We start from the raw sequence: 24,416 nt of genomic DNA, 5'->3' as shown, positions 1-24,416 counted from the left end.
TTTCCTCGGGATCCGGCGCGTGACCGCCGCGGCGGTCACGGTGCGACGAGGCCCGCGGACCGCAGGTCGTCGATGATGCGGGTGACGTCTTGGGTGGCCAGGTCGGTGTCGACGCCCTCGTAGTGCCCGGTCAGTGCCTCCACCGCCTGGTCGATGCCGTGGCCGTCCAGCAGGGTCCGCAGGACGACGGCTGCCGTGGGGTTGAGCGTCCAGTATTCGGCGCTCTTCTGGTCGAGCAGCGCCATGCCGTACTCGGTTTCGGTCAGCAGAACACCGGGTTTCAGCGCGTACATCGCCGTCACCTCTCCTGTTCGGTCAGTGGCCGGGCGGTGCCGGTGTCATTTCGCGGGAGCGCAGCCACACTTCACAGGCCACGGTCGGGTGCAGCAGGTAGCTTTCGGTCTCGGCGGACAGCGAGCGGCGGCACCACTCCCGCAGGACTCCCACATCGATCAGGCCGAGCCGGCCCAGCCGGGATTCCTCGCAGAGCGTCAGCAGCCGGCTGCGGTGGCGCCGCAGCCCGGTCTCTTCCTCGAAGGTGGCATTGGCCTTGGTGCCGCGGGTGCGGACGGCCTCCGGCACGATGCCGCGGGTGGCTTCGACGATCAGCGGCTTGTAACGCCACGGCGTGATCCGGTCCGGTGTCCGGACCGCGAGGCACGCTTCGATGACACGGTCGTCGTAGTACGGGGCCGCAATGGTGACCCCCAGGGGCGCGGCCATCTGCCCGATGTGCCGGGTCCACTGCGAGATACCGTCCATCGCGGCCAGCTCCCGGTGTTCACCGTGCCCCCTGCCCCGGGGTTCGGCGTCCGGGAGGCAGGCACACAGCAGCTCGCGCGCCGCCGCGACGGCCTCGGGCGTGGCCCAGGGCGGCATCCGGGGAGGTACGGACCAGTCGAGCAGCGGCTCGTCCGCGGCGGCCGCCGGGCCGGTCAGGTCACGGGCGACCCGCGCGAGCCAGGCCCGGTAGGAGCGGCGGTCCACCAGTTGGCGCAGTACCTTGCGCCGGGGCCACTGGTACTTGGCCGCGTACCCTCGCACGTTCCGCAGGGCGAGAAGCGGGTGGCCGGATATCAGGGAGTGCAGCCGGGCAGGCGTTCCGGCCAGGAGTTCGTCGCCTCCCAGCCCGGTCAGATGGAGGGCGGACCCTCGGGCCGCTGCCAGTGCCACGAGGTGCATACGGCGGTTGCGGTCGACGGTGAGCATGCTCGGCGTGTCCAGGATGTCCTGGAGCGTATCGATACCGTCGAACGTCAGGGCGGTGTCCTGGGCGGGCACGACGTGATGCTCGACCGACCCCAGGGCCTGGACGGTCTGCCGCGCCCAGTGCGCATCGTCGCCGAGTTCGTCGTGGAGGGCGGCGGTGTACGCGACGACCTTCGCGTCCCCGCGTGCCGCGGCGCAGCACACGGCGGTCGAGTCCAGGCCGCCCAGATCCGACGTCACCAGGCCGCGTCCCCGCGTACGCACATCGACGGCAGAGGTCAGCACCTCGCGCAGCCGCACTGCGCCCTCCGCCAGGGGGACGTCGGGGTCGGGCGGCGACCACCACCGGGCCGACCGGGCCCGTCCGTCGGTGTCGAGACTCAAGTAGTGGCCGCCGCGCAGAGCGTGGACGCCCCGCCACTGCGGGGCCCCCGACAAGGGGTGCGGAACGCCCAGGGTGAGCAGCTCCAGGGCGAGACGGCGTTCGTCCAGCTCCGCGCCGACCAGCTCGGCCAGTACGTCGGCCCGGTCGGACGCGATGGTCACCCGGGCGGGCGTCGGAGGCGTGGCGTCGGCGTGGAACACCCGCCGTAGGTCGACGACTCCCCCTTGCACGCGGGCCCGGCCGCCCGAACTGGCCACGAGGTGGAAGCTGCCGGCCCACGCGGTGCTGTGCCGCTCCAGTGCCGTCAGCGAGGCGGTGGTGGCTGTCGCCGCGGCGGCGCGTCGGGCTTCTCGGAGGGTGACGGAATGTTCGCCGATCACGGCGACGCGGGATTCGCCGTGCACTCCCACGACGGCCGACTCCGCTGCCCACCGGCCCACCAGCCAGGGCCTGCCGGACGCGTGACGCAGGCTGTGTGACGCGTAGGAGAGCGCCTTCGCGGCGACCGTGGCGGCCGCTCCGGTGTCGGGCAGGACGACGAACCAGCTGGACAGGGCCGACAAAGACAGGGACTCTTCCACGGCTACGCCTTCGGTCGGTGTGACGTCGGGAGCGGGCGGGGCACCGGCCGACGGGGCCGGGCCGGCCGCAGACCGGGCCGGCTCCGTCGGCCGGCCCGGCCCGGAGCACGGTGCGGGCCCGCTCAGCGGCCCCGCACCGGTCGCGTCAGAGGAGCTGCTTGCCGCCGAGAACATCCTTGGGGCCGGTGTTCTTGACGCCGGTCACCTTGCGGAAGCCGCCGGCCTTGGTGAGTGTGGGACGCTCGTACGTCATGGTCGCACTCCTTTTCCCTGGGGGATAACGCGAATCACGGGAGCCCGGCCGACGCAATACGAATGTATTTGCGCCTTCGCTCCCGCGAGCGGTTGATGCCGCGCCGCAACCGTAAGAATGATGAGAACATCACCACAATGACTCGCCCATGGTGGCGGGCAGTACGCCGGGGGCGTGTGTTTCGGCTTTCACGCCGTGGTGTCGTGTCACGTGCTCACCGCTCGCGGCAAGCGGTGAGCGGCTTGCGCCACGGTGCGTTCTGTCACGAGCGTTTCCGTACTGGTCCAGCAGGTGGCGAAGGTGGGAGCATCGCGAGAAGCAGCTCTATGCCACGGTGACCGAGGCCGTGCGCCGGACGGACGTGACGTTGCGGCGGACCTGCTGGTGTCTTCGTGAACCAGCTGCCGGCGCTGACTCGTACGGACCGGAACAATGGCGCGGAAGCGCACGCCGAAGCTGAAACGGAAACTCCGCGGGGAGGGGCATTGGAGTGCCGTTACTGCCCCGACCGGGATTTTGCAGGAAACCCCGCTACAGGCCGGATACAAACTTTGCGCCGGAAACAGACTTGGTCGGATGTTCCGCCGTTCGGGACAGGAAACGAGCTTTCGATGGCTCGTGGTTGGTCGAAAGGGATGTGTTGCGGCCGCCTGCACTCGGGCATGGCGCGATTTCCGGTCTTCACCATCGGTGATCAGCGGTGGAGCCGTGCCCGCCTCTCAGTCGCCACGCAAGCAAGATCACCGTCTACTGCTGGAGTGCGAGGTCGCGCTGATACCAGGTGCCTGGCTTGCCGCCGAGGTCGGCCGGGTCGGCGGGCCCGACCTGGACGAACCCGGCCTTGACCAGAACCTTTTGGGACGCGGCGTTATCGTGGGCGGTGGCCGCCCGCAGGGTGTGCAGCCCGTGGGACGCCACCGCCAGGCGGCACAGTTCCCGGACGTTCGCGGTCGCCACACCGCGGCCGGCGACGCGCTGCGCGACCCGGTAGCCGACTTCGGCGGTGCCGTTCTCCAAGTCGTACAGGTTGAACCGTCCCAGGACCGATCCGCCCTCGGCGACGAGCACGTGGAAGGCGCAGACACCGGCCTCTTGCTCGGCAAGCAAAGCGCTGTACCGGTCGGTGAACCGGTCGTAATACGCATCGCCGCGGTCGCAGACCGAGGCCGCGAAGTAGGCGCGGTTCGCCAGCTCGAAGGCCAGGACCGCCGAGGCATGTCCGGCGTGCAGCCGCATCAGCTCGGGCATTGCCCAACCCTACCCGGACGGTGCGCTGGACCAGCATGGATTTCGCAGCGGCCGACAGGCGCAAGACCACGCCATGCAACGATCCGCGGCTTGGAGTTCTAGCCCCGTTGCGGATCGAGCTTGAGCAGCAGGGCGGTGAGTTCGGCGGGCATGGTGATCATGCAATCGTGGCCGGTCGGCAGTTCCCATATCTGTGCAGGAGAGCCGTTGGGCTGCGCCGGGGGCACGGGACGCCGGGTGATGCCCGTCGGTGTCGCGCCGACGCAGTGGATGTGCGTGCGCGGGATCGCGTGCACGGCCGGGTTGTCCAGCCGGACCGGTTGTTGGAGGCACCGCACCGGCTGATCCGAAAGCATCGAACGCAGCCATGCGACATCAACGGGATCCGTAACGCCGAACAGGCCGAAGGGGTGCGGCTGTTCAGGCAACGGAGGAATCCGCCAGCCGCTTCGGGAGCTCGCGGCGAGGTCGATCAGCTTGCGGGTGACGGGCTGGACGTCGACCGCGGTTTCGCCGTCCTCCGGGACCATCGCGTCGAGGTAGACCAGGTGCGCGATCCGGTCCGGCACCTGATTGGCCACGGACGAGATGACCAGCCCCGCGTAGCTGTGGCCCACGAGCACCACATCGGCAAGCTCCTCATCGGCAATCAGCCCGGCGATGTCGGCGACATGGGTGTCGAGCCCCACCTCGGGCCCCAGCAGGTGCGCCTTGTCGCCGTAGCCGGTCAGCGACGGTGCCAGCACCCGGTGCCCCGCCTGCTCCAGCAGCGGAACCACCCGCTCCCAGCACTGCCCGCTGTGCCAAGCGCCGTGTATCAGTAGAAACGTGGACATGGGAAAGACGATCTCCTCGTACGGAATGAAGGCGCGCAGGTCACAGACGGTTCCCCTTCGCGCCTCGGTACTCTCTGAGAACCACCACCAGAGTGATTCACCGCTACACATACGGCAATAAGGCACATTTCAGTGCCTCGGTTCTCAGGAGGTAACCGTGAACGCGAGGAACAGCGAGCCGACACCGGCACAGCAGCAGGACGTGTGCCGGACTCGCGAAGTGCTCGGCATCGTCGGCGACAAGTGGTCACTCCTCGTCGTCCGCACCCTCAAGGACGGACCGCTCCGCTTCACGGAACTCAAGCGGGCCGTCGACGGCATCAGCCAGCGCATGCTCACCGTGACGCTGCGCAGCCTGGAGCGGGACGGAATCCTGAGCCGCACCGTTCACAACGTCATGCCGCCGCACGTCAGCTACGAGCTCACCCCCATGGGCCGGACCCTCCGGGACGCCACGGCGCCGCTGCTGGAGTGGAGCATCACGCACCTGCCGCACATCGACGCCGCCCGCGCCGAGTACGACACCAGGCCCGCCTAGGCCGCTTCTGTTGGATGATCCACGCGATCGCTCCACTGTGCCGCTCACGGCATGCATGTATGGACCTTGGGCATCGGGATAAGGTCCGGTGGGAGGTGCGGGGGAATGAGTTTTCGGCTGGCGGCGTACGCCGTGTGCATCGAGGGCGGGCGGGTGCTGCTCGCCCGTCATGTGCCGCCGAAGGGCGAGAGCAACTGGACCCTTCCGGGCGGCAGGGTCGAGCACGCGGAGGATCCGTTCGACGCGGTGGTCCGGGAAGTCGCCGAGGAGACCGGCTGCGACGCGGTGGTCGAACGCCTGCTGGGTGTGGACTCCCGGGTGATCCCCGCGGCCGAACGTGCCGTCCTCGGCGGGCCGGACCATCAGAATGTCGGCGTCTTCTACCAGGTTCGTATCACCGGGGGCCGGCTGCGGCCGGAGCCGAACGGCGAAATCGCTGAGTCGGTCTGGACTCCGATACCCGATGTCGCTTGCCTGCGCCGGTCATCGCTGGTCGACATCGGCCTAGCCCTGGCGCAGACGCTTCCGGCGACCGGGCACGTCGCTGCCGTCCCGGTCGGCGGCCTGATCCAGCACTGAGGCGCGACCACACGCGCGGAAGTTCGGGCGCAGTTGCGGAGCCAGTCGGCGCCTTCGCGTTGGCCATCGGGGAGAGTGGGGTCGGCGCGGGCGAGTGCTTCGTAGGTCGCGACGGGTGCAAGAGGCCTTCGTACGACGGCCGATGGCGGCCGATGGCGGCCGATGGCGGCCGGCGGACTGCACGGGTGCGCCAACGGTCCGATCAGCGGCAGAACACGCGATCTTGTGCGCAACCACCTCACCTCGATGACGTCGTCAGGTGTGATCTTGCTGGGTGGTGGAGAGCGGTGAAATCCGGACAGGGAACTGGGGGAGTGGTAGGGAGGCCGTTCTTCTTCTCCGAGAGGCCGAACGGCCGAATCGGTTTGAACGGCTGCTCATTTCGACCCTGTCGAAACTGTCGCAACTTTGGAGAGGCAGGGAGCCACCGCCGCAGTGATCTTGTGGCGGCGCGGACTCGCGGTGTCGCACATGCCTGACCCCTGACCATCGACGAAACCTCCGCGCCAGGAGGAACCCCAGCCGGCTTTTGGCTGATCGGCACAGCGGATCCTGCTCGTCGCCGCGAGCTCTCGGTCACCAGAAGCCATCAAGGCGGGGCTTCTTGGCGGGCCGGGAACCGCGGTGTGGATCCGGCTCCGATGGTCGCGGTCCAACGCAGTCACCGGTCGAATGACCATGACTCGACAGAACCCTTGACCAAAATGAAACGTCACAGCGAGCCTGTTCGAGGGCCGTAGCCCCAGAAAGTTACTCCAGTTTCATGCTCCACTCGTGTATGGAGGAATGCAGGCAGGCCTCGTTCACCAGATCGGCTCCCTCTTGTGGTGGTTGCCCTCCCGTATCACCCGCTGGCCGGCTGTGGGCTGACGGAAGAAAACAGCGGCTGCGTACCGGAGCACAGCAGAGAGAGGAATCAAGGACCATGCCTCACGGCGAAGCAGCCATGCCGCTGCGCTCCCTGAACGCGGCTGAATGGGACCACACGTACGATTCCGCGATCGCCGGATGGGACGAGGAACCGCCCCCCGTACTCGGCGAACTCCTCGCCGAGTACGCTCCGCCCCCAGTCCGCGTGTTGGACGTCGGCTGCGGTCTCGGGACCACCGCTCGATGGCTTGCCAACCGCCGCTATACCGTGACGGCTTGCGACTTCTCAGCCCACGCGATCGAAGAGGCCCGGCGGCGCACATCGGCCGGTGCGGCAGTGCGGTATGAGGTTCTTGACGTCACCGGCCACGTGCCCCTGGGCCTGTTCCCGGTGGTCCTCGACCGTGGTGTACTGCACACCTGCCCCACAGATCGAGAGCGTCGGACGTTCGTCGCGGCGATGGCCCGGATGTGCCGCCCTGGCGGACTGTGGGTACATGTCGGCGCCGCCGCGCTCAGCGAAGAGAATGCCCTGGACCAGTTCAGCGGACCGTCCTGGACCACTGAAAAGACTTTTCTCAAGGCAGTGGATGCGTGGTTCACCGTGCTCGACCTTCGGATTGCTGATTTCGGCCGACAGACGGGGGTTACGGACTGGCCGGCCCGGTATGCCGTGCTCCGGAGAAAGGAGAGGTGAAAAGGGGCTATGTCGGCGGAGCCGGCAAGTGATCCGGCCCGGCAGGGCCGCCGCACCCCCGTGGCGGCGGCCCGGTCCCGTCTCAGCGCAGCCGAGTGGCGGCGTACGCCTCGATGGCGGCCCGCTGGTATGCGGCCAGGCCCGGCGCGATCGACTCGTACACCGCGCGCCAGTGCTCGTTCTCCACGCAGCAACGCCCGATCGCGCGGTACTCCTCGGCGGTGGCTGCCCGGCTCTGGGCCAACGTCCGGTACTGGGCGTCGATCTCGGCCTGCACCGCGTCGGCGTCAGCGGGCAGGCCGGCGGCCAACAGCTCCGCCAGCCGGACCATCTGCGCCGTGCGCTCGCGCTCGTCGGCCTCGATCGCGGCCTTGCTCAACGCGGCGGTACGCCGCTCGACGGCCCCGGCCAGTTCCGGGAAACCGCGCAGGGCCTGCATGCACTGGGCAGACCGGATGCCTTCGAACAGGTTCTCCGGCCGGCTGATGCTGATCATGTCTGTGCCGTCCTTCCTGGACTGCTCCAGTTCGGTGATCGTGCGGGCGACGGTGCCGGCCAGGGCATCCAGCCGGTCGCGCTCGGCCAGCAGCCGACGGTGATGGACCCGCAGGGCCTCCAGCTCGTCGACCTGCGTGGCCAGGATCCGGCCGATCTCAGGCAGTCCCAGGCCCAGCGACCGCAGCACGAGAACCTGCTGCAGCCGCAGCAGTTGGCGCTCCTCGTAGTAACGGTGGCCGTTGGTCCCGACCCAGGCCGGCGGCAGCAGGTCGATATCGTCGTAGTGTCGTAGCGTCCGGGCCGTCACACCCGACATCCGGGCGACCTCCGCGATCGGCCAGGCCATCGCCGCCTCCCTCACACCTGCTTCACCGGGCCGGAATCTCCGGCCCTGCTCAGGACGGTAGAGGCTTCCGCTGGGGCAGCTTCAAGCCCGGCTCGATGCTGCTCCTCCGCAGTCGCCGGTCCGATGCGGACTTTCACGGCGGCAGGCAGCGCCACCGCCCAGCTCCCGCAAGAGCCTGTACAAGAAGCCACTTGGGCAGGGAAAACGCAACTTCGACATGGCTCGCAGAGGCAGCTACCTTCACCTGGTCCTCGGCGGTTGCCCACGCTCGCGCAGGGGTTCCTTCAAGCTGACCGCCCGCGCGACGGGACAAGTCGGTCACGCCCCACGAATCCTCGCCCCATGCGTGAGCCACCGACCCGAATCCACACCAAGCACCCCCGATCAGAAAGAGAAGCATGCCTCGTCTTGCTCTGTACACATTCGGCATCCTGAAGTCACCGCTCGCCGATCCCGCACCTCTTACGCAGGAGTTCTACGACATCGGTGAGGCCGTCTACCGGAAGATCAGCCAGCACCCCGGATATCTCGCGCATGCTGAAGCGGCAAACGGCGGCCGGGGCTCACACTTCGAGGCGGACTGGGGTGCATGGGGAGAGTTCGCCGTACCGACCTGGTACGGCAAGGGCCGTACGGCGGAGACCACCGCCCTGGCCGCGACCCTCTCGCTCTGGACCGGCCTGCGACCCGCCTTCGACGCCATTTACACCGGTCTGCACCGTGAGGCGCTCAACAGGCGCTACGACTGGGTGGAGAGGACAGAAAACCCGAATTACGTGTTCTGGTGGGTCTCCGACGGCGTGATACCCACCTGGCAGGATGGGGTTTCCAGGCTGGAGTACCTTCACGACCACGGTGCCGCGCCGCGCGCCTTCACCTTCCACCACTCGTTCGCCCCGGACGGAACTCCGACCAGGACGAAAGGCTTCGGGCCGAAGAGCGACCAGGTTCGCTGACAAGGAAGCCCGAACGACTGGAGTCGCTGTCGAACACCTCGATTACAGGACGGCGAACAGCAACGGCCTGGCTATGTTCACGAAAACCCGGTTCTCGTGAACAAAGCCGGACGGCTTCGGCTCCCCACCAGGGAGATGTAGCCAGGAAAGCCGTTTATGCCCTGAGGGTGGTCAGGGGAAAGGCGCGCCTGGGCGGATGCGCAGCCGGGCGGGCCTGAGCGGTGTCAGCCGCCGTCGGTGATGAAGTCGGCTATCGCGGCAGCGACCGCTTCGGGCTGCTCATCGGGGATGAAGTGCCCGGCGTCGGGCACGATGACTCCGGTGGTGTTGTCGGCCCATGGGCTGATGGAGGCCGCCATGTCCGGAATGGAGCCGTGGCTGCTGGATATTCCGAGGATGGGCACGGTCAGGTGCTTCCGATTGAGCGCCTGGTGGTTCTTGCGCGCCGACTCGGCGGCGTCTCGATAGTAGGCGAGGGAGGCGCGGAGGCCGCCGTCGGCGGCGAGGGCCGCTGCGTAGTGGTCGAGGTCGGCGTCGTCGAATGTGCCGGGAGCGAGGGCCTTCACCTTCAGGAACCAGTCGACGTACTCCCGTTCGCGGCCGGCGAGCAGGGTCTCGGGCAGGTCGGGCACGAGATGGAAAGCAAAATGCCAGGTCTTCCACGCCCGGGCCGGGTCGGTGGGAATCGTCTCAGGGAGGGTGATGCCGGGAATTCCGGCGTCGAGCAGAGCGACCCCGCGCAGTTGGCTTTCGTAGTCGAGGGCAAGGGAGAAGGCCACCCAGGCGCCGATGTCGTGGGCGGCCAGCCAGTAGTCCGACACTCCGAGTGCCTTGACCGCGGCGTGCACGTGGGCGGCGACCGTGTGGGTGTCATAGCTGCGCTCCGGGCGCTCGGAGTGGCCCTGGCCCGGCAGGTCGATCGCGATGACGCGGAATCGGCCGGCGAGACCGGGCATGACCTTTCGCCAGGCCCGCCAGGTTTGCGGAAACCCGGCGAGCAGGACGACAGTCGGGCCGGCCGGCTGGCCGCCTTCGACGGCGTGAAGGCGGATGCCGTCCGCGTCGACCCAGCGGTGGGTGAATCCGGCCAGGTCGTCCAGGGGCAGGTCGCGGACGGGGTTACTTTCGGAGACGGTCATGGGATCCTCCATCGGTGTTTGGGTGGGCTGGTCCGAAGATTCGCCCGAAGGCCGGGCCTGCGAGGGCGATGCAAATGACGAGGGTGGCCGGCGTGGTGCTCGAATTCCGGGTGCTGGGTTGCCTTGATCGACAAGACCCAGCAGCAGGACGGGGATGGCGAGCCCGGAATAGCTGAACCGGTATGGATGAACAGGAAATACGTCGCGCTGGGCTCAGCCCGGTTGCGGGGATCGCGCAGGCGGCTGCGGCACATACGGCCAGATAGCGCCGGAACACGGTGCGAGTTGGTGTCGTCGCTGACCATGACGACGGTGTACATGAAGGCGACGGTGGCGGCCGTGGTTGCGTGGTGTGCCTGCCGCGCTGTCTCGGTTTGCGGGGGACGCCCGATCGCGATCATGCCCGGAGGCTAGCACGTCTTGAACTGATCAGTTCAAGATGGAATGATGGGACAGCACCCGCAACACCGACGCACCGGCAAGGAAGTGCCACGTGGCAGGCAAGAAGCAGTTCGACATGGACACGGCGCTCGACGCCGCGATGCTCCAGTTCTGGCGCGCCGGCTACGCCGATACCTCGGTCGACGACTTGTCCCGGGTGACCGGCCTGAACCGCAGCTCGATCTACTCCTCGCTCGGCGGCAAGGACACGTTGTTCCTGCGCTGCCTGGATCGCTACGCCGCGCGCTACGGCGACAAGTACGACGCCGCCCTGTCGTGCGCAGCCTCCGAGCCCCTTGCGGCTGTCCGCGCATTCTTCGACGTCACCCTGGAACGCATCGCCGATCCCGAACTGCCCGATGGGTGCCTGATTGCCCAGTCGGTCATGGCGATTCCAGCGCTGAGCCCGGCCGTCGCGGCGCACGCCAGGCAGGCGCTCGGCTTCCAGCGCCTGCGCCTGCGCGCCGCGCTGAAGGCCGGCCGAATGACCGACCAGGACGCCGAGACCTTCGCTGTACACGCGGCGGCCGTGAACCAGTCTCTCGCTGTCATGAGCAGAGGCGGGGCGAATCCGGCGCAACTCCTGGCCGTAGTGGACGTGACCGTTGACGCGCTCTCGCAGGCGTTGCGCGCGTAATTAGGCGGCTTCTACCGAGACGGTCATGAGGCCACGGTTACCGTCCGTGGAGCCAGTGGAGCCAGTGGAGCTGGGTTCGAGGGCTGCGGGACCGGCGGTGGTGAGCGTGGTGAGGTTTTCGCTGTCCTGGTTGCTTAGCGGGCTCCCGCAGGGGCACGGAGCTGTTCGGCCAGCCGGTCGAGTTCGGCCGCCGTGGCAGGCGAGGGGTTGTTGAGTCCGCTGTGCACGGCCGTCGGGCTCCTCAGGAAGCGCCGGAGCGCGGCCACGAGCAGACCTTGCGGCAGAGTCCGCAACGCGGCGAAAGCGCGAGGTACCGGTGGCGTCGTCATGGCGGCGAGGTTCTGCCGTATGAGATGGAGCATGCCGCGTACTGCGTCGGGATCGTCGGCCAGCTCTGCCGGGCCGCCCGCCAGGTGCACCGCCTGCCCGAGCGGGACCTCGAACGCGGCGTGCGTCTTGAGCCAGGCATCCATCTGCGGCTCGGCCTTGGCGTTGATCCCGGCGGTACGGAACGTTTCCACGAACCGTACCAGTCGCGGGGTGGTGCGCCCGTCGGGCTCGCCGATCGGCATGGCGACCCGGCGGGTCATGAAGCTGGTCCTGCGGTAGCGAACCACGTCGCCGTCCATCGTGCCGGCGGCCGTGGGGAAGCCGAGCAGCACCCGCTCGTGGCCGATCACCGCGCCCAGCGGTTGCGCGCCGGCCGCCCAGTTGTGGAGGAACAGCACGTCGCCTTCGACGCGGGCGAGCGACTCCAGCACCGCGTCCACCTGGTGGGTGCGGACGAAGACGGTGATCAGGTCGTACTCGCCGTCCGGGTGCTCGACCACCGGTACCGATATCCGCCTGACGGCTGGACCGTCTCCCTCGGTGAGCTGTACGCCGTACCGGCGCAGAGCGGTCAGGCGCTCGCCCCGGGCGAGGAGCGAGACGTCGTGACCGGCCTCATGCATGCGGACGGCGAACAGGCTGCCGAGTACTCCGGCGCCGTACACGAGCAGCTTCATGACAGCCCTCTCTCATACGTCCGTCTCATTCATACGTTCGTTTCATTTAAACATATGTAGAGTCCTGCGTGTGGCGACTCCAGACACCCGCACCCAGATCCTCGACGCGGCCGGGCACCTCTTCGCCGAGCACGGATACCGCGGCACCTCGATCCGCGCGATCACCAAACTCGCCGGAGCGAACCTGGCCGCCGTCGGCTACCACTTCGGCTCGAAGGCGGAGCTGATGGCCGCAGTCGCCCGCCGCGTGATCGAGCCCATCAACGCTGCCCAGCGCGCCGGGCTCGACACATTGCTCGCCCGGACACCCGACCCACCGGTCAGCGAACTGGTGGAGGCATTCGCGGGGCCGCTGCTCGACGAGATGCCGGCCGGTGACGAGGGCGGCGCCCGGACGTCCCGGCTGATCGTGACGATCCTCAGCGACCCGGCCGAGGAAGCACGCAACTGGACCGGTCCGGCCCAGGACTCGGTCCGCGAGCGCTACCTTGCGGCCTTCGCGCGCGCACTGCCCGGCCTTTCCCCGGAGGAGCTGCGGTTCCGGATGCGGGGAATCCTCGCCGTGACGGCCGTCGACCGCCTTCAGGTCTACCAGCAGCCCTCCCCTGGCTGCGTGCCCCCGGAAGCGGGCGAGGCGGCCCGGCGATGGGCGATCACATTCCTGACGGCAGCGATGAGCGCGCCACCGACCCGGACCTGACGACCCAAAACAGACGCCGACGGCGTCGGGGCAGGCGGCGTACGCCCTGTGGACGAGGGTAGTGAGGCGCGTGTCGGCGGCGTTCTTGTTCCGCCAGATGCTGTATCGGCGGATCGCACTGCCCTGGGCCTCGATCCTGTTCAGCCAGGAGCTGTTGGCCGGGTGGACGATCTCGTCGTTAGCATGCGGAAGTCGGTGGACCCGACTGGAGGTGTCATGGAGGACTGGCAACTCGACGAGGAGTACGCGAGCCCGTCAGGAACCATTCGCTGGGCCCGCGTAGGGCAAGGGGAGCCGGTTGTCCTTCTGCACGGCACTCCCTTCTCCTCGTACATCTGGCGCGACATCGTGGCACAGCTGTCCGACCGCTTCTGTTTTCACGTCTGGGACATGGCCGGTTACGGCCAGTCGGACATGTTCGAGGGGCAGGACGTCTCCTTGGCGGCCCAACAGGAAGTATTCACCGGGCTGATGCGGGAATGGGGGCTGCGTGAACCCGCCGTGATCGCACATGACTTCGGTGGTGCCGTAGCGCTCAGGTCGGCGGTTTTCGACGGGGTGCGGTACGGGCGGCTCGCACTGCTCGACGTCGTCGCCCTGCGCCCGTGGGGAACGGGGTTCTTCCGCCTGGCGCGTGAACACCCCGAGGCGTTCGCGTCGCTTCCGGCCCATCTTCACGAAGCGCTGGTGCGCGCGCACATCGCCACGGCGAGCAACAAGGGGCTGAGCGAAAAGGTGGCTGATGCCCTCGTCCGCCCATGGCTGGGGGCGGGAAGACAACTGGCTTCCGCCCGATCATGCCGAACGGCTGAAGGAACTCATTCCAGGTGCCCGGCTGGCCTATCTCGACAACAGTGGTCATTTGGTTCAGGAGGACGAGCCGACGCGGTTGCGCGAGCTCCTCGCTGATTTCCTGGGCGGTTCGTAACTCCCGGGCCCATGCGGCTCTGTTGTGGCGCAGACGCCCTGAGACTGAAAGGGGGCCTGTTGGTGGTGGTCATGCCAAGGCCGAGCAAGCGCACCAGCGTTCAAGACCCACCCGGCCCACCACCGCCACAGTCTTCCCATGACGCGAACGAAGACCCCAAGCAGCCCGTATCTGCTGCTGACGATCACCATGGTGCTGTGGGGCAGCGCCTTCTCCAGCTCCAAGTCGGTGGTGGAGCACCTGCCGCACTCCGTGGCCGCTCTCCTGCGCTTCGGCGGCGCCGCCCTGGCGCTGATGACCGTCCTGGTGCTCTTCGGCAAGCGGCTCGGCGGCGGCGGGCAGACCAAGCCGGCCCCACGCGCCGCCGCCCGCGCCGCCCTGGCAGGCATAGTCGGCGTGTTCGCCTACAACGGCTTCTTCTTCTGGGGGCTGTCGCTCGCTCCGTCCCTGGACGCCGGCATCCTCATCCCGGTCATGAGCCCGGTCCTGACCAGCCTCTTCCTCCTCCTGACCCGGCGGGAGCGGGCGTCGAAGACGCGCCTGGCGGGGCTGGGGCTCGGGTTGGCCGGTGCGGCAGTCTTCTTTGTGGGGGTGGGCGGCAGCGCCCAGGGCAGTTCTACGCGGCTCGCCGGGGACGTGCTGTTTCTTCTCAGCGCCGTGTGCTGGGCCGCTTATACCCTTGCCGGCCCCCGTGTTCTCGCCGGCGTCGATCCGCTGCGCGCCACCACGTACGCCACCTGTGCCGGAGCTCTGCTGCTGGGCGTGGTCGCGGCCCCTGACCTTCCGGGCGTGCACTGGAGCGGCCTCCCGTCCGCTGTCTGGCTGAACGCCGCGTTTCTGGCGCTGGGTGCCGTCGCCGTCGCCAACCTTCTGTACTACCGGGGTGTCGCAGCCGTGGGGCCCGCCTCGGCCTCGTTGATGATGTTCGCCGTTCCGGTGGTAAACACGGTGTGCGGCACGCTTTTCCTCGGCGAGAGCTTCGGAGCCGTACAGGCGGTAGGTGCCCTGGTGCTCCTGGCGGGTGCCGTGCTTGCGGCGTTGCATGGGCGGTTCGTCCGGAGGAAAGGCGTGACGTCGACGGTGGTTTTCGGGGAGCGGGAGCGGGTGCGGCGGGCCGCTGAGCGTCCGTAGGGCGTCAGTTCCCGTACTGCTTGGTTTCCGGGTGCTCGATGAGGAGGACGTGGGCGGCTTCCTCGGCCACGGGGCGGTGCCGTACTCCTGCGGGGACGACGAAGAGTTCGCCGGACGTGAGCACGACCGGGGCCCGGCCCTCCAGTTCGATCCGGAAGGTGCCGTCCCAGCACAGGAACAGCTCGTCCTCGTCGTGGTGGTGCCAGGGGAACGCGCCTTCCAGCCGCGCGAGGCGGACCGCTGTGGTGTCGTTCACCCGCGCCAACTCGCGCTGCTGGAAGGGTCCGGGGAGTGCGGGGATGGCCTCGGGCACCGAGACGGCGGAGAGGTGGCGCGGGTCGTCGTGTCGTGTCGTCATGCCCTGATCCTCGCCGTCGTCCGGGGCGCGGCACAGAGCCAATGGCCGGGGATTGGTCCGTCCGTCGGGGCTGTGGCCGCCCGGCCGGGCGCGCCCGTACGAGGGCGTGGCCGAACATATCTGTACGTAGGGTGTTGAGAGATGAGGCTCATGGCCATGGATTCCGCTGCACTGGCCGACCGTCTGGGCCGGTGGTCGTCCGGCCGCGGTCCGCTGTACCTCCTGCTCGCGGCGCGGCTGCGACACCTCGTCGACCGGGGGGAACTCGTCCCGGGGACCGCGCTGCCGCCCGACCGGTCCCTGGCCGCCGCGCTCGCGGTGGGGCGCGGGACCGTCGTCGCCGCGTACGAACAGCTGCGTACGGAAGGCCGGATCGTCCGGCGCCAGGGGAGCGGCACCCGGGTGGCCGGTCCGGCGCGCGAGCGGCCCCGCGAGACCACGGGGGCGCCGGTTTTCCTCCACCTGCTGGAGCGGCAGGACGCCGATGTGGTGCTGATGGCGTGTGCCGCGCCCGCCGCGCCGCCGCCGGTTCTCCTGGCCGCGTACGAGCGGGCCGTGAGCCAACTTGCCACGCTCACGGGCGACATCGGTTATCACCCGGCGGGCCATCCCCGGTTGCGCCGCGCCGTCGCCGACCACTACACGCGCCGCGGGGTGCCGACCGCCCCCGAGCAGATCCTCGTCACCAACGGCGGCCAGCAAGCCCTCTCCCTGCTCGCCCGCGCCTTCGTCGAACCCGGGGGGAAGGTGCTGGTCGAAGCGCCTACCTACCCGGGCGCGCTGGAGGCGTTCCGCGAGCAGTCCGCCTCTCTGCGGACGCTCCCCGTCGGCCTGGTCGGCTTCGAGACGGCGGTCCGCTCACCGGCCCACCGCCCCGATCTGGCCTACGTCGTCTCCACGCACCACAATCCCACCGGCGCGGTACTGCCGCCGCTGGCACGCCGGCGGCTCGCCGGCGCCGCCGCGGCGGCTGGTGTGCCGCTGATCGACGACGAAGTCCTCGCCCACCTGTCCTTCCCCGGCCAGGACACGCCGCCTCCGCTCGCTGCGTACGGGGGGACGGTCGTCACCGTCGGCTCACTCAGCAAGAGCGTCTGGGGCGGACTGCGTGTCGGCTGGATACGGGCCACGGAAGCGATCGTGGACCGTCTCGCGCGGCTGCGCGCGGTGCACGACCTCGGCGGCAACCTCCCCGCACAGCTCGCCGCCGCGGATCTGCTGCCCGGTCTGGAGCGGTGGTGCCGGGACACGGCGGAGGACCGCCGGGCACGCCACGATCACCTGCTGGCGGAGCTGGCGCGGCGGCTGCCGCAGTGGCAGGTCGGGCCGGTCGGCGGCGGCCAGACCCTGTGGGTACGGCTGCCCCACGGCGACGGGGACACCTTCGCGCAGACGGCCCTGCGGCACGGAGTCGCCGTACTGTCCGGCAGCGGGCTGGATGCCTCCGGGGCGAGCGGAGCATTCATCCGTCTTCACTTCCTCGCCCCGCCGGAGGACCTGACCGAAGCGGTACGCCGCTTGGCCGCGGCCTGGCACGCGTACGGGGGCGGGGGCCGGGGCAGTGGTGGCGTGCCGACCGGTGCCGGTATGCCGGCCCCTGCCCCTGCCCCTGCCCCTGCCCTGGCACCGTCCCGGCCCCAGTTCCGCCCCCGCCCCCGCAATCGCTCGGCCGATAGGCGGAACCGAGTGGCGCCTACAGGATAAGAAGCGCGCGACGCGGTACCTGACGAAGGCGGGTGGGCGTTTGTTTGCCCGGCGGGACGTGAGGAACCCTCAGGGCCGAGGAGGAACGGTCCGGCCCGGGTGTTCGCGCGTGCGGCCGGTGCCGTCCCGAGCCGGTGCCGGAAGGAGGATGCAGTGACAACGCAGGAAACCGTGTCCGCACCCGGCGGGGTGGTGCTCGACGGCGATCTGGAGCTGCCGGACTCACCGCGCGCCGTGGTGCTGTTCGTCCACGGCAGCGGCAGCTCGCGGCGCAGTCCGCGCAACCGCGCGGTCGCCCTCGCGCTGCGCCATTCCGGTCTGGCCTCGCTGCTGCCGGACCTGCTGACCCCCCAGGAGGCCGAGGAGGACGCGGTCTCCCGGCAGCACCGCTTCGACATCCCCCTGCTGGCCGAGCGGGTGGTCGCGGCGGTCGACTGGCTGAGCGAGCACCCGGCCACCCGGGAACTGCCGCTGCACCTGTTCGGCGCGAGTACGGGCGCGGCAGCGGCCCTGGTGGCGGCGGAGCGGCGGCCCGCCCGGGTCCGGTCCGTGGTGAGCCGCGGCGGCCGGCCCGACCTGGCGGAGGAGTCGCTGGAGCGCGTACGGGCGCCCGCGCTGCTGCTCGTCGGCGAGCTGGACACCGACGTACTGCGGCTGAACCGCGAGGCAGCGGCCCGGCTGCGGGCGCCCTGCGAGGTGGAGATCGTGCCGGGCGCTAGCCACCTCTTCGAGGAGCCCGGAACCCTGGAGCAGGTGACCGAGTCCGCCCGGGACTGGTTCCTGCACCCGCCGGCACCCGCGGGGAACCACGGGAGCGGCGGCGATGACCGCTGAACCGGCGGCGTCCGACCTGGAGGCGGTCCGCGAGACGGCCGTACCGCTGCCGGACCCCGGCGCGCTGGACCCGCTGCTGGACCGGATCGGAGACGCCCGCTACGTCCTTCTGGGCGAGGCGTCGCACGGCACGGCCGAGTACTACTGGTGGCGGGCGCGGCTGACCGAGCGGCTGATCGCGGAGAAGGGGTTCTCCTTCGTCGCCGTCGAGGGAGACTGGCCCGACTGCCTCGACCTGCACTGCTCGGTCACCGCCGAGCCCGGCGCGCCCGAGGACCCGCGGGAGGTCCTGGAGCGCTTCCGCCGCTGGCCGCGCTGGATGTGGGCCAACACCGACGTGGCCCGCTTCGCCCGGTGGCTGCGCGAGCACAACACGGGCCTTCCGCCCCGAGAGCGGGTCGGCTTCTACGGCCTGGACGTCTACAGCATGTGGGAGTCCCTGGACGCGGTGCTGGCCTACCTGCGCGAGCACCACCCGGACCACGTCGAGCAGGCGGTCGAGGCGTACCGCTGCCTCGAACCGTACGAGCAGGACCCGCAGAGCTACGCCCTGGCGACCCGGATGCTGCCCTCCGGGTGCGAACCCGAGGTGGTCCGGCTCCTGGTGTCGCTGCGCGAACGGGCCCGGCGCCCGGAGGACGCCTCGTCCGTCGCCGAACTCGCCGCGCTCCAGAACGCCGAGACCCTCGCCGGGGCGGAGCGGTACTACCGGTCGGTGGTCCACGGCGGGCCCGAGTCGTGGAACATCCGCGACCACCACATGGCCGACACCCTCGACCGGCTGACGGTCCACCACGGCCCGGGCGCCAAGGCGGTGGTGTGGGCCCACAACACCCATGTCGGCGACGCGCGGGCCACCGACATGGCCGCCGCCGGACTGGTGAACATCGGCCAGCTCGTACGGGAACGGCACTCCGCCGACGGTGTCGTGCTCGTCGGCTTCGGCTCGTACCAGGGGGCGGTCGTCGCCGGGAGCGAGTGGGGAGCCACCCCCCGGAACGTGCCCGTGCCCGAGGCTCGCCCCGGCAGCGTGGAGGAACTGCTCCACCAGGTCTTCCCCGAGGACCGTGCGCTGTTCATCTTCCCGCCGCGGGACGCCGCCACCGGCCTGCACCCGGAGATCCCGCGCCCGGCCTTCTGGTCCGGTGCACGGCGTGACCACCGGGCCATCGGCGTCGTCTACCGGCCGGAACGGGAAGCGTTCGCCAACTACGTGTCCACCACGCTCGACCAGCGTTACGACGCCTTCCTGTACCTGGACCGGACCCACGCCCTGACTCCGCTGCACGCCGAGCCGCCCGCCACCGGCGAGGCCGAGACCTGGCCCACCGGCCAGTGACCCGCGCCCCGCCGCCACCGACCCACCCGAACGCCCCTCCCGACCGAGGGCAAGGAGCAACCATGCGCTTCACCGACCGCCGGCACGCAGGCCGGTCCCTCGCCGAGTGGCTGCGATCACCGGTCGACGACGAGGCCGGCGCGGCCGGAACATGGCCGTACGGGGCGGCCGACCCACTCGTCCTCGCCCTGCCGCGCGGCGGCGTCCCGGTGGCCGCGGAGGTCGCCCGGGAGTTCCGGGCGCCCCTCGACGTACTGGTGGCCCGCAAGATCGGCGTACCGGGATCGCCCGAGACCGGCATCGGCGCCATCGTCGCCGATGAGCCGCCCGTCTTCGACCGGCGGGCGCTGCAGTTCCTGGGCCTCGCCGAGGACGAACTCGCGCCCTCCGTGGCCCGCGAACGCGCCGAACTCCACCGCCGCGAGGACCTTTACCGCCGGGGTCGCCCGGAGCCCGCCCTCACCGGCCGGACCGTACTCCTCGTGGACGACGGCCTCGCCACCGGCCTCACCGCCCTCGCCGCACTGCGCCACCTGCGCCGCCGGCAGCCCGCCCACCTGGCCCTGGCCGCACCCGTCGGCTCCCGCAACGCCGTCGGCGAACTGTCCCAGGAGGCCGACCGCGTACTGGTCCTGCACCAGCCGGACCACTTCCGGGCGGTCGGCGAGTGGTACGACGACTTCGGGCAGGTGAGTGATGACGAGGTGATCGCGCTGCTGGGGACCTCGTCCTCGGTGGCGTGAGGGGCGGCACGGAGGTACGGGAGGTGCGCGCCCGGCAGGGTTCCGCCCGTGCCGGGTACCGCTCCGGCGCGACGCTCACTCCCGTACGGGAACCGGATCACCCCCCTCCGTTCCCCGTGTCAGGTGCCGTACGGCCAGCATCCCGCCGACGCCGGGCAGGAGGGACAGCCCGACGGCCATGGCGGTGCGCCGTGGATCGCGGGCCGTGGCGACCACGGTGAAGAGGTAGGCGCAGCCGTGCAGAGGGCCGGCCAGGGAGGAGACGGCGGGCAGATGCGCGGTCGCGAGGTTGCCGAGCAGGACGACGAGCGAGGCGAGTTCCACGGCGGCGGCGATGCGCAGGGCCCGGCGGTCGCGGTGCACGGTCACGCTCCCGTGGTGGAGCCGGGGCGGATGATCATGAGGACGGTCACCACCGCCCACAGCAGGTTGAACGTTCCGGTGAGCATGGCCAGCCGCGCGGTGGCGCCGCGGTCCACGGGAGGCCCGGAGCCGTCGAGCCGGCCGAGCAGCCGCTCCTGACCGGGCAGGACCAGCAGCGCCAGGACGCCGGCCGCGGCGGCGGTGAGCACGATCGACGCGATCAGCCAGGCGTCACCGAGGACGCCGAGGCTGCTCGCGGTGGCGAAGCCGAAGACCGGCACGGCCATGCCGAGGGCGGCGTAGACGCGGCAGACGCGGTGCAGCAGCCGGGCGCCGGACCGGCCGGCGGCGTCCGGCCCGGCCGCCTGCGCACGGCGGACGGCCGCGGGGAACATGCTGGCCGCCACGGTCACCGGCCCGACGGCGATGATCGCGGCCAGGACGTGGACGGCGAGGAGGAACTTGGTCACCGGACGGCTCCGGGCCGCCGGGTGGCTTCGTCGACAGACATGGAGGGGCGCCTTTTCTTGTCGCTCAGGGGGCGGGTGGTGGGTCTCTGCGCCACCGCCCGGGAACGTGCCGCGTCAGGTTAGGCCGCGCTCCGACCGGCCCCCCAGAGGCTGAAATGACAATTTCCAACGGGTTCCCGCCACCGGGCCCCGCCTGCGGAAAGCGTCAGCCCACGCCCACGAGCTGGGCATTTGCGTACGGCGGCTTCTCGCTTACCGTGTCCGGCATGCATACGGTGGCGGTCCTGGTGCTGGACCAGGTGGTGGCGGCCGACATGGCCTGCCCGGTCGACGCGTTCGGGCGCGCCCGGCTCGCGGACGGGCGCAACCCGTACCGGGTCCGGGTCTGCGCACCGGAACCCCAGGTGGCCTCCGCGGCCTTCACGATCGTCGCGCCGCACGGCCTGGAGGCGCTGCGGGACGCGGACACGATCGTCGTGCCCGGCTGTTCGGAGGCCGCCCCGCCGCCCGGCCCGGAGGTGCTCGACGCGCTGCGCGCGGCCGCCGCAGCGGGCACCCGCATCGCCTCCATCTGCACGGGAGCGTTCATCCTCGCCGAAGCCGGGTTGCTGGACGGGCTGCGCGCGACGACGCACTGGATGGCGGCCGACCTGCTGGCCGAACGATTCCCGCGCGTCGACGTACAGCCGGACGTGCTCTACGTGGACAACGGCCGGATCCTGACCTCGGCCGGGGCTTCCGCCGGGCTGGACCTGTGCCTGCACCTCATCCGGCGGGACTTCGGCTCGGCGGTCGCGGCCGACTCGGCGCGGCTGGCGGTGATGCCGCTGGAACGGGAGGGCGGGCAGGCACAGTTCATCGTGCACGCCCGGCCGCCGGTGCCGCGGGGCTCGCTGCTGGAGCCGGTGCTCAAGTGGATCGAGGACCATCTCGCCCAGGAGGTGACCCTCGCCGAGCTGGCCGCGCGCAGCGGTCTCAGCGAGCGGACGTTCAGCCGCCGCTTCCGGGAGCAGACGGGCACCACACCGTTGCAGTGGCTGCTGCGCGCCCGGGTGCGGCGGGCGCAGTTCCTCCTGGAGAACACCGACCACGGCGTCGAACGCATCGCCTCCCAGGCCGGGTTCGGCTCGCCGACCGCGTTCCGGGAGCGGTTCAAGCGCGTTGTCGGCGTGACACCGCAGTCGTACCGGTCGGCGTTCCGGGGGAATGGGGCCTGATTGCGGGCCGGTCGTCCCCCCACCGTGCTCTTCGATCTGTGTGCGGCCGTGCGCGGGCGGGATGTTGGCGGATCGGGGAGCGGATGGCACGATCACTTGCCATGGACACGGACACGCCTCCGTACGAAGCGGTGCTGTGCGACTTCGACGGAGTCGTGAACCTGTGGGACCCGGACGGGATGACCGCGCTGGACCGCTCCTGGGGGCTGGCCGAAGGCACCCTGGCAGCCGTGGCGTTCGACGCCGCGCTGCTGGAGGCGGCCGTCACCGGACGCCTCAGCGACGAGCAGTGGCGGCACCGGGTCGCGGACGGCCTGGTGCCGGTCTGCGGCTCGGCCGGGCGGGCCCGCGACCTGGTGACGGCGTGGAGCGCGCTGACCGGGCGGGTGGACACCGAGGTCGTGGCCCTGCTGACCGCGCTGCGCGGCACAGTGCCGGTGGTCCTGGTCTCCAACGCCACCACCCGGCTGGAGACCTGTCTCGCCGCCGTGGGGCTGGCGGAGGCGTTCGACGCGGTGGTCAACAGCGCCCGTATCGGCATGGCCAAGCCGGACCCGCGCGTCTTCACGACGGCCGCCGGCCGGGCCGGGGCCGATCCGCGCCGCTGCCTGTTCGTCGACGACAGCCTCGGCAACGTCACCGCGGCCCGGACGGTGGGCATGACGGGCCTGCACTACCGGCACGTCGGGCAGCTGCGGGACGCGGTGGCGCCGCTGCTGGGATGAGCGGCAGCGCCCCGCGAATGTCCCGCGTGACACGGCGTACGCTCAGCCGGCGTCCTTCCGTCTCGCGGCGACCGCCAGCGTGCTGTACCGCATCGTGAAGCCGCCGCCCACCGCGTCGATGGCCGCGCCGATGCCCGCGAGCACCTTCGCCAGCTCGGCGGGAGAGAGCCGGGTGTGGCCGCCGGTGGTGGGGATCTGGTCCAGCCACGCGTCCCGGGTGTACGTGTGCTCCCAGTCGAAGCGCCACTGCTCCGGAGGGCCGTACCCGCCCGCCTCCCGTATGCCGTCGGCGACTTTGCCGCACATCGCGGTGTACGTGTCCACGGCCGGGACCGACCACTGGCGGGCGGCGAGCGAGTCGGGCAGCAGGCGGCGGTAGACCTCGGCGAAGGACGTCGCCAGTTCGGGCGGGGGACTGCCCGCGTTCCAGAACACGGCCAGCACGCCGTCCGGCCGCAGCGCCTGTGCCGCCTTGGCGGGCCCCGTCACGGGGTCCACCCAGTGCCAGGCCTGTCCGGAGACGATGGCGTCGAACGTCCGGCCGGCCGGGTCCCAGGCCTCGAACGCGGCGTCCTCGGCTGCGAGCCCGTACTGCCGTGCCAGTCCGGTCATCCGCGCGTCCACGTCGACCCCGAGCACCCGGCACCCGGCCGCCGCGAACTGACGGGCCACGATGCCCGTGCCGCAGCCGACGTCGAGCACGCGGGTACCGGGTGCGACGGCGAGGACACGGTCGATCAGGGCCCGGGGATAGCGGGGGCGGGCCCGGTCGTAGCGTTCGGCGTCCGTGCCGAACGACTCGGCCACTTCGCGGTGCCGGTGCGGCTCCGGAGCGGGGCGGCGCGACGGTTCCCGGGCAGGAGGGGTCGATCCCTCCGACGGTATAGTGGGCATGTGCCCACTATGAGTGGGCGAGTGCCCACTCGTCAACGGGGTACGCCCCGACGACCGCAGGAGGAGACGTACGGTGCCGACAGGGGTGGCCATCCGCGACGCACGCGAGCAGCTCTTCGACGCCGCCGAGCGCGTCCTGCTCCGGGACGGGCCGAGCGCGCTCAGCAGCCGCGCGGTCACCACGGAGGCGGGCTGCGCCAAAGGCGTGCTGCACCGGCACTTCGACGACTTCGACGCCTTCCTCGCCGAACTCGTACGGGACCGCATCGCCCGGATGGACGGCCGCGCCGCCGCGCTGCGCGACTCCGCCGGAACCGGTACCGTCGTCGGCCACCTGACCGAGGCGCTGACGGACCTGTTCGGGCCGGTCGCGGTGGCGATCGTCGGCCTCGTCACCTCGCGGGACGAGCTGCGCGTACGGCTGCGCCGGACGACGCCGGCCGGCATCCCGCTGCTCACCGAAGCCGCCACCGCCCTGGCCTCCTACCTCGCCGCCGAACGCGAACGGGGCCGCATCGCGGCCGACGCGGACATCGACAGCCTCGCTCCCACGCTGATCGGGGGCGGCCATCTGCTCTTCGCCGACCGGACGGGCGAACGGCCGGGGGCCGAGGCGGTGCGCAAGGTGGTGGCCGCGGTGATGGGCGGGGTGGTGCGGGGGGAGGCGGGGTGATGGTGGGGTGGCCGCGGGGGGCCTGCTGAGGTGGCTGCTGGGATGACCGCGGGGGCCTACCGGGCCGTCGGTGACCGGCCCGGTCACCGGCCCCGCTCTCCGGCCCCCCTCACCCGG

27 protein-coding genes and 2 pseudogenes are annotated in these 24,416 nt (G+C 70.6%); 16 read left to right on the top strand and 13 right to left on the bottom strand.

The genetic code is table 11. From position 1 onward, the window contains the following. Nucleotides 1–35: 35 nt before the first annotated feature. The 5 genes from IH45_RS0108025 to IH45_RS0108005 all read right to left on the bottom strand — a co-directional run bounded on the left by IH45_RS0108025 (nt 36) and on the right by IH45_RS0108005 (nt 4,512). Complete coding sequence (locus IH45_RS0108025) at nt 36–293, bottom strand: lasso peptide biosynthesis PqqD family chaperone (protein ID WP_030663596.1); 258 nt, start codon at nt 291–293, stop codon at nt 36–38. A gap of 22 nt (nt 294–315) precedes the next feature. Beyond that, nucleotides 316–2,175, bottom strand: coding sequence for a lasso peptide isopeptide bond-forming cyclase (locus IH45_RS0108020; RefSeq protein ID WP_030663593.1), 1,860 nt, complete (start codon nt 2,173–2,175; stop codon nt 316–318). A gap of 145 nt (nt 2,176–2,320) precedes the next feature. After that, nucleotides 2,321–2,428 (bottom strand): keywimysin-related RiPP, encoded by a 108-nt coding sequence (locus IH45_RS1000000147750; protein ID WP_106970745.1) that lies wholly within the window; start codon nt 2,426–2,428, stop codon nt 2,321–2,323. A 747-nt stretch (nt 2,429–3,175) separates the two neighbouring features. Then, nucleotides 3,176–3,676, bottom strand: coding sequence for a GNAT family N-acetyltransferase (locus IH45_RS0108010; protein ID WP_030663590.1), 501 nt, complete (start codon nt 3,674–3,676; stop codon nt 3,176–3,178). 98 nt (nt 3,677–3,774) lie between these two features. Beyond that, nucleotides 3,775–4,512: an alpha/beta hydrolase gene (locus IH45_RS0108005; RefSeq protein WP_030663588.1), complete on the bottom strand. Its 738-nt coding sequence runs from the start codon at nt 4,510–4,512 to the stop codon at nt 3,775–3,777. A gap of 157 nt (nt 4,513–4,669) precedes the next feature. On the opposite strand from IH45_RS0108005, the gene IH45_RS0108000 reads away from it, so the two are divergent. The 4 genes from IH45_RS0108000 (at nt 4,670) to IH45_RS1000000145100 (ending at nt 7,196) form a co-directional block, all read left to right on the top strand. Beyond that, entirely contained in the window at nt 4,670–5,050 is a 381-nt protein-coding gene (locus IH45_RS0108000) for a winged helix-turn-helix transcriptional regulator (protein ID WP_030663583.1), read from the top strand. A gap of 105 nt (nt 5,051–5,155) precedes the next feature. Beyond that, nucleotides 5,156–5,629 (top strand): NUDIX hydrolase, encoded by a 474-nt coding sequence (locus IH45_RS0107995; RefSeq protein ID WP_030663580.1) that lies wholly within the window; start codon nt 5,156–5,158, stop codon nt 5,627–5,629. 786 nt (nt 5,630–6,415) lie between these two features. Continuing rightward, complete coding sequence (locus IH45_RS1000000150965; protein ID WP_394298662.1) at nt 6,416–6,499, top strand: DUF5825 family protein; 84 nt, start codon at nt 6,416–6,418, stop codon at nt 6,497–6,499. Between the two features lie 55 nt (nt 6,500–6,554). Then, on the top strand, nt 6,555–7,196 hold the full coding sequence (locus IH45_RS1000000145100) for a class I SAM-dependent methyltransferase (protein ID WP_158812966.1): 642 nt from the start codon (nt 6,555–6,557) through the stop codon (nt 7,194–7,196). Between the two features lie 82 nt (nt 7,197–7,278). Here IH45_RS1000000145100 and IH45_RS0107985 read toward each other — a convergent pair whose 3' ends face one another. Continuing rightward, nucleotides 7,279–8,040: a MerR family transcriptional regulator gene (locus tag IH45_RS0107985; RefSeq protein WP_030663575.1), complete on the bottom strand. Its 762-nt coding sequence runs from the start codon at nt 8,038–8,040 to the stop codon at nt 7,279–7,281. Nucleotides 8,041–8,438: 398 nt separating this feature from the next. Between IH45_RS0107985 and IH45_RS0107980 the strand changes: the two genes are divergently transcribed. Then, on the top strand, nt 8,439–8,996 hold the full coding sequence (locus tag IH45_RS0107980; RefSeq protein ID WP_030663573.1) for a DUF3291 domain-containing protein: 558 nt from the start codon (nt 8,439–8,441) through the stop codon (nt 8,994–8,996). Nucleotides 8,997–9,220: 224 nt separating this feature from the next. Here IH45_RS0107980 and IH45_RS0107975 read toward each other — a convergent pair whose 3' ends face one another. Further along, nucleotides 9,221–10,147: an alpha/beta fold hydrolase gene (locus IH45_RS0107975; protein WP_030663572.1), complete on the bottom strand. Its 927-nt coding sequence runs from the start codon at nt 10,145–10,147 to the stop codon at nt 9,221–9,223. Nucleotides 10,148–10,628: 481 nt separating this feature from the next. Here IH45_RS0107975 and IH45_RS0107970 point away from each other — a divergent pair, with 481 nt between their 5' ends. Beyond that, entirely contained in the window at nt 10,629–11,213 is a 585-nt protein-coding gene (locus tag IH45_RS0107970) for a TetR/AcrR family transcriptional regulator (RefSeq protein WP_030663570.1), read from the top strand. A gap of 134 nt (nt 11,214–11,347) precedes the next feature. Here the strand turns inward: IH45_RS0107970 and IH45_RS0107965 are convergent, their stop codons facing one another. Beyond that, nucleotides 11,348–12,220 (bottom strand): ketopantoate reductase family protein, encoded by an 873-nt coding sequence (locus IH45_RS0107965; RefSeq protein WP_030663568.1) that lies wholly within the window; start codon nt 12,218–12,220, stop codon nt 11,348–11,350. Between the two features lie 70 nt (nt 12,221–12,290). Between IH45_RS0107965 and IH45_RS0107960 the strand changes: the two genes are divergently transcribed. Next, nucleotides 12,291–12,920, top strand: a complete 630-nt coding sequence (locus IH45_RS0107960; RefSeq protein ID WP_030663566.1) for a TetR/AcrR family transcriptional regulator — start codon at nt 12,291–12,293, stop codon at nt 12,918–12,920. Between the two features lie 33 nt (nt 12,921–12,953). On the opposite strand, the pseudogene IH45_RS1000000150960 reads toward IH45_RS0107960, so the two are convergent. Further along, nucleotides 12,954–13,100 (bottom strand): annotated as a pseudogene (locus IH45_RS1000000150960) (transposase); the annotation flags it as partial. A gap of 36 nt (nt 13,101–13,136) precedes the next feature. Here IH45_RS1000000150960 and IH45_RS01000000143250 point away from each other — a divergent pair. Together IH45_RS01000000143250 and IH45_RS0107950 are read left to right on the top strand one after the other, a co-directional pair. Beyond that, nucleotides 13,137–13,848: pseudogene (locus IH45_RS01000000143250) on the top strand (alpha/beta fold hydrolase). Nucleotides 13,849–13,986: 138 nt separating this feature from the next. Further along, nucleotides 13,987–14,979 carry a DMT family transporter gene (locus IH45_RS0107950; protein ID WP_030663564.1) on the top strand — a complete coding sequence of 331 codons (993 nt, stop codon included), beginning with the start codon at nt 13,987–13,989 and terminating at the stop codon, nt 14,977–14,979. Nucleotides 14,980–14,983: 4 nt separating this feature from the next. On the opposite strand, the gene IH45_RS0107945 is transcribed toward IH45_RS0107950, so the two are convergent. Further along, a complete protein-coding gene (locus IH45_RS0107945) occupies nt 14,984–15,337 on the bottom strand; it encodes a cupin domain-containing protein (protein WP_032916964.1) in 354 nt (117 codons plus the stop codon). A 156-nt stretch (nt 15,338–15,493) separates the two neighbouring features. On the opposite strand from IH45_RS0107945, the gene IH45_RS0107940 reads away from it, so the two are divergent. From IH45_RS0107940 to IH45_RS0107925, 4 genes are all read left to right on the top strand, one after another. Continuing rightward, nucleotides 15,494–17,041: an aminotransferase-like domain-containing protein gene (locus IH45_RS0107940; RefSeq protein WP_234440454.1), complete on the top strand. Its 1,548-nt coding sequence runs from the start codon at nt 15,494–15,496 to the stop codon at nt 17,039–17,041. 153 nt (nt 17,042–17,194) lie between these two features. Next, a complete protein-coding gene (locus IH45_RS0107935; protein ID WP_030663554.1) occupies nt 17,195–17,875 on the top strand; it encodes a dienelactone hydrolase family protein in 681 nt (226 codons plus the stop codon). Beyond that, nucleotides 17,865–19,214, top strand: a complete 1,350-nt coding sequence (locus tag IH45_RS0107930) for an erythromycin esterase family protein (RefSeq protein ID WP_199810635.1) — start codon at nt 17,865–17,867, stop codon at nt 19,212–19,214. Before IH45_RS0107935 ends, IH45_RS0107930 begins: the two co-directional genes overlap by 11 nt. Nucleotides 19,215–19,276: 62 nt before the next feature. Beyond that, nucleotides 19,277–19,957 (top strand): phosphoribosyltransferase, encoded by a 681-nt coding sequence (locus IH45_RS0107925; RefSeq protein WP_030663548.1) that lies wholly within the window; start codon nt 19,277–19,279, stop codon nt 19,955–19,957. A gap of 75 nt (nt 19,958–20,032) precedes the next feature. On the opposite strand, the gene IH45_RS0107920 is transcribed toward IH45_RS0107925, so the two are convergent. Beyond that, a complete protein-coding gene (locus IH45_RS0107920; protein ID WP_032916963.1) occupies nt 20,033–20,326 on the bottom strand; it encodes a hypothetical protein in 294 nt (97 codons plus the stop codon). Next, nucleotides 20,323–20,790, bottom strand: coding sequence for a membrane protein (locus tag IH45_RS0107915; protein ID WP_030663542.1), 468 nt, complete (start codon nt 20,788–20,790; stop codon nt 20,323–20,325). Before IH45_RS0107915 ends, IH45_RS0107920 begins: the two co-directional genes overlap by 4 nt. A gap of 266 nt (nt 20,791–21,056) precedes the next feature. Between IH45_RS0107915 and IH45_RS0107910 the strand changes: the two genes are divergently transcribed. Together IH45_RS0107910 and IH45_RS0107905 are read left to right on the top strand one after the other, a co-directional pair. Beyond that, nucleotides 21,057–22,007, top strand: a complete 951-nt coding sequence (locus IH45_RS0107910) for a GlxA family transcriptional regulator (protein WP_030663539.1) — start codon at nt 21,057–21,059, stop codon at nt 22,005–22,007. A 101-nt stretch (nt 22,008–22,108) separates the two neighbouring features. Next, the gene (locus IH45_RS0107905; RefSeq protein ID WP_030663536.1) at nt 22,109–22,732 is read left to right on the top strand and encodes an HAD family hydrolase; all 624 of its coding nucleotides are present in this window, start codon (nt 22,109–22,111) and stop codon (nt 22,730–22,732) included. 42 nt (nt 22,733–22,774) lie between these two features. On the opposite strand, the gene IH45_RS0107900 is transcribed toward IH45_RS0107905, so the two are convergent. After that, entirely contained in the window at nt 22,775–23,626 is an 852-nt protein-coding gene (locus tag IH45_RS0107900; RefSeq protein ID WP_030663533.1) for a class I SAM-dependent methyltransferase, read from the bottom strand. Nucleotides 23,627–23,699: 73 nt separating this feature from the next. Between IH45_RS0107900 and IH45_RS0107895 the strand changes: the two genes are divergently transcribed. Continuing rightward, nucleotides 23,700–24,299, top strand: a complete 600-nt coding sequence (locus tag IH45_RS0107895) for a TetR/AcrR family transcriptional regulator (RefSeq protein ID WP_030663531.1) — start codon at nt 23,700–23,702, stop codon at nt 24,297–24,299. Nucleotides 24,300–24,416: the final 117 nt, after the last annotated feature.

Origin of the sequence: Streptomyces rimosus subsp. rimosus (genome assembly GCF_000720725.1) — a bacterium.
In the GTDB taxonomy this organism is placed as follows: domain Bacteria; phylum Actinomycetota; class Actinomycetes; order Streptomycetales; family Streptomycetaceae; genus Streptomyces; species Streptomyces rimosus_A.
This window is presented reverse-complemented; position numbering and strand designations above follow the sequence as displayed.